Origin of the sequence: Corallococcus sp. AB049A, from assembly GCF_003668885.1 — a bacterium.
In the GTDB taxonomy this organism is placed as follows: domain Bacteria; phylum Myxococcota; class Myxococcia; order Myxococcales; family Myxococcaceae; genus Corallococcus; species Corallococcus interemptor.
The window spans coordinates 1-3,912 of the sequence record NZ_RAWL01000614.1 but is presented as its reverse complement, the minus strand read 5'-3'; the positions used below and the strand labels follow the sequence as shown (position 1 = coordinate 3,912).

General features: G+C 74.5%; 3 protein-coding genes. All 3 read right to left on the bottom strand.

Features of this window, described 5'->3' with window-relative positions; translation table 11 throughout:
* Nucleotides 1-598 (bottom strand): lipopolysaccharide assembly protein LapB (locus D7X55_RS37145; RefSeq protein WP_233610296.1); only part of this gene is annotated, 598 nt, incomplete at its 3' end.
* A gap of 30 nt (nt 599-628) precedes the next feature.
* Nucleotides 629-1,834, bottom strand: a complete 1,206-nt coding sequence (hemW, locus tag D7X55_RS37140; protein WP_120548254.1) for a radical SAM family heme chaperone HemW — start codon at nt 1,832-1,834, stop codon at nt 629-631.
* A gap of 13 nt (nt 1,835-1,847) precedes the next feature.
* Nucleotides 1,848-3,912, bottom strand: a 2,065-nt coding sequence (locus tag D7X55_RS37135; protein WP_121725503.1) for a plectin 1 isoform 8, incomplete at its 5' end; no start/stop codon positions are given.

Below are 3,912 nucleotides of genomic sequence, written 5' to 3'. Positions count from 1 at the left end.
ACTCGCGCCAGGCGGCGTCGCGCGTCTCCTTCGCCTCCACGTCCAGCCCCTCCTTGTCCAGCGCGCGCGACAGGAGCACGCGCCCCTCCACGGAGCCCTGACGCACCTGGAGGAAGCGCTCCAGGGCCTCGCGCGCGCCCTTGTAGTCACCGCGCCGGAGGCGGAAGCGGCCGCGCTCCAGGTCGATGGCGCCCTGGCGGTAGTCGGCGTCCAGGCGCTCGGCCTCCGTGAGGAGCAGCTCGCCCCGGGGCGCGTCGCCGGCGCCCAGGTAGGCCACGCCCAGGAGGTAGAGGGTGTCCACGTCGTCATCGCCCGCGTCCAGGTTGGGGCGCAGCAGGTCCACCGCCTCCTGGTAGCGCTTCTGGCCCACGCGGATGTCGGCCAGCTCCGCGCGGGCGCGGCGGTCGTGGGTGTTGGTGAGGATGGTGCCCGCGAGCTCACCCGCGCGCTGCCAGCGCTTGAAGGCGCGCATGGGGCTGGGGAACACCTGGAGCGTGAAGCGGTCCGCGGCGAACAGCAGCACGGCCAGGATGGCGAGGGACAGCAGCGGGCTGCCCGTCAGCATCGTGAGGCCCATCCACATGAACCACTTGGTCAGCACGGTCGAATCGTCCTTCCCCGAAGTCGCCTACAGCAGCCGCGCGCAGATGGCGCTGTGCACGTCCGCCCCCCGCTCCGTCAGGGCCAGCCGACGGCCGTGACGGATGGCGAAGCCGTGGGCCACCAGCCGCTCCACCTCCGCGCGCCGGGGCTCCACCGGCTGGCCGTATCGCTCACAGACGGCCTCCCAGTCCACCCCCGACACCAGGCGCAGGCCCATGCTCAGCCGCTCGGCGAAGAGCTCCTCGGGCCCCAGGTCCTCGCGGCTTGACTCCGGCAGCTTCCCCTCCTCCACCGTGCGCAGGTACGCCTCCGGGCCGCGGAGGTTCACGTAGCGGTGGGGCGACGGGGACAGCAGCATGCCGGTGGCGCCCACGCCCAGCGCCAGGTACTCGCCGCCGGTCCAGTAGAGCGCGTTGTGCCGGGAGCCGAGGCCTTCGCGCGCGTGGTTGGAGATTTCGTAGCGGGTGAGGCCGTGCGCGCCGTAGACCTCGCGCACCACCCGGGCCATGGCCACCACGTCGTCGTCCTCTGGCAGGGAGAGTTCGCCGCGCTCCAGCTGCTTGGACAGCGGCGTGGACTCGGCCAGCACCTCGCGCTCCACCGTCAGCGCGTAGGTGGACAGGTGCTCGGGCTCCAGGGCCACCGCGCGGCGCGCGTCCGCCTCCACCTGCGCCACCGTCTGGCCATGCACGCCGTAGATGAAGTCCATGGCCACCACGGGGAAGCCCGCCTGGCGCGCCGCCGCCACCGCGCCCTCCACCATGGCGGCATCGTGCGCGCGGCCCAGCGCCTTGAGCGTCTGCGGCTGGAAGGACTGCACGCCCAGGGACAGCCGGTTGATGCCCGCGGCCCGGTAGCCGGCGAAGCGCTCCGCGTCCGCGCGCTCCGGGTTGCCCTCCAGGGAAATCTCCAGGCCGGGGGCGAGCGACATGCGCGCGGCGATGCCCTCCAGCACGCGCGCCACGTAGCGGGGGTGCCACAGCGACGGGGTACCGCCGCCCAGGAAGATGGACTCCAGCGGCTTTACGCGCAGCGACGGGTCCGCGGCGAGGCGCGCGTCCAGCTCCGTCAGCACCGCGTTGGCGTAGCGCTCCTCCGGCACCTGGCGCGCGACCGCCACCGCGAAGTCGCAGTAGGGGCACTTGGCCAGGCAGTACGGGAAGTGCAGGTACAGCCCGAACCGGGCCGCCTGCATGCCCGTGAGCTCATCCGTGGGCGCGGCGAAGGACATGGAGGTCCAACCTCTACTTCAGGGCCTTCAATTGCGCTTCCAACCGCGCCACCTTCGCCTTGGTGCTGGCAGCCGATTCGAGCGCTGCCTCGGCCGCCATCAGCTTGCGCTTCATGGAGGCCACGTCCGCCTTGAGCTGGTCGCGTTCGGCGACCACGTCCGAGGGCACGGCCGCGACGCCCGGTGCCGGTGCCGCCGCGAGCTTCGCTTCGAGCGCCTGGCGGGCCGCCTGCTCCGCTTCGAGCGCGGCGCGGGCCTCCTCGAGTTGGGCCTCCAGCGCGGCCCTGGCGCCCTGCTCGGCTTCGAGCGCGGCGCTGGCTTCCGCGAGCCGTGCATCCAGTTCGCCCCGGCTCCCCTGCTCCGCCGCGAGCTTCGCGTCCAGGTCCTTCACGCGGGCGGCCTGGGCTTCGGCGATGCGGCGCTTGGACTCGGAGGCCTCCAGCGCGCCCTCCACCATCTTCACGCGCTGCTGGAGCCGGTCCACCTTGTCCGCTTCCGCGCGCGCCGCCTCCAGCTGCTCCTGGAGGGAGTTCAGCTCCTCGCGCTGGTCGTCATGGCCCGCGCTCAGCGCCTCGGCGCGGCCCTCGGCTTCGGCGGCCTGCACGCGGGCGTCCGCCATCTCCGCTTCCACCGCCTCGCGGCGGGCGCGCTCCAGCGACAGCTCCTCCTGGGCCTTGGCCACCAGGGCCAGCTGGCGCTGAAGCTCCGCCTCGCGCTGGCCCGCGGCCGTCTCCAGCATGGACACGCGCGCGGAGAAGCCCACGCGCTCCGCCTGCGTGGTGGCGAGCTTGCGCTCCACGGCGGCGAGCTGCTGCTGGTGCGCTTCGCGCTCGGACTCCGCGGCCCCGGACCGGGCGGTGAGCTCCGCCAGCTGGGCCTCCAGCGCGGCGGCCTTCGCTTCCGCCTCGTGCACCCGGCCTTCCGCCTCTTGCACCGCCTCGCCGAGCGCCGCCGCGTCCGACTCCATCCGGTCGCGCAGCGAGACCTGTTCGACCTCCGCGGCCTCCAGCACCTCGCGCAGCGAGGCCAGCTCCGACTCGGCCATGCGCGCGCGGACCTCCGCGGCCTCGACTTCCGCGCGCGCGGCTTCACGCGCCTGGGCGACCTCCGCCTCCAGCTCGCGCACGCGCGTCTGGATGCGCACGGCCTCCGCGGCGCGGGCCTCCAGGGCGCTGCGCAGCGCGGGCAGCTCCGCGGCCTCGGCCGTGCGCGCGGTGAGCGCGGCGCGCAGGCCCACCGCGTCCGCGTCCTTCAGCGCGAGCGAGCGCTCCAGCTCCGTCACCTGCGTCTGGAGCGTCTTGAGCCCGTCCTCCACCACCGCCAGCTGGCGGCGCGCGGCGTCCCGCTCGCCCTCCATCACCTTCGCGTGGGCGTGCGCCTCCTCCAGCGAGCTGCGCGACCAGTCGCTCTCGCTCTCCAGGGCCCCCATGGCGCCCCGGGCCTCCGCGAGCGCCGTCTCCAGCTGGCTGATGTTGAGCGCCTGCGCGTCGCGCTCGGCGGTCAGCCGCTCCACGTCCGCGAGCGTGGCCTGGTACTGCTCCTGGACCGCCTCCAGCGCGCCCTGCGCCTCGGACTTGCCGGACGCCAGCTCCGCCACGCGGTCCTGCGCCAGCCCCAGCGCCTCCTTCGCGCCGACCAGCTCCTCCGCCATCGCCCCGCGCGACTCGCGCTCCGCCTGGAGCTCCTCCGTCAGCCGGGGAAGCTCCGCCTCCACCTCCGCCAGCGCGCGCGTGAGGTCCTTGCGGTCCGCCTCCGACGCGGCGAGCTCCGCCTCCAGCGAGGCGACCTTCGCCTGGGCCAGCTTCAGCCGCTGCTCGTCCTGGGCCGACGGGGCCGCTACGCCCGCGCCGCCGCCCTCCTTGCGCGCCTTCTCCAGCGCGGCCTTGAGCTGCGTCACCTCGCCCTCGCGCTCGGCGTACAGCGCGCGCGCCCGGGCCAGGGTCTCCGTCTTCTGCTTCAGGATGCCCCGGAAGAACTCCAGCTTGTCCTCCGGCGAGCCGCCCATGGGCAGCCGGGGCTCCGCGGGCTCCGCGAAGGGGTCTCCCTTGCCGGGGCTGCGCGCCGCGGCCGCGGGGGAC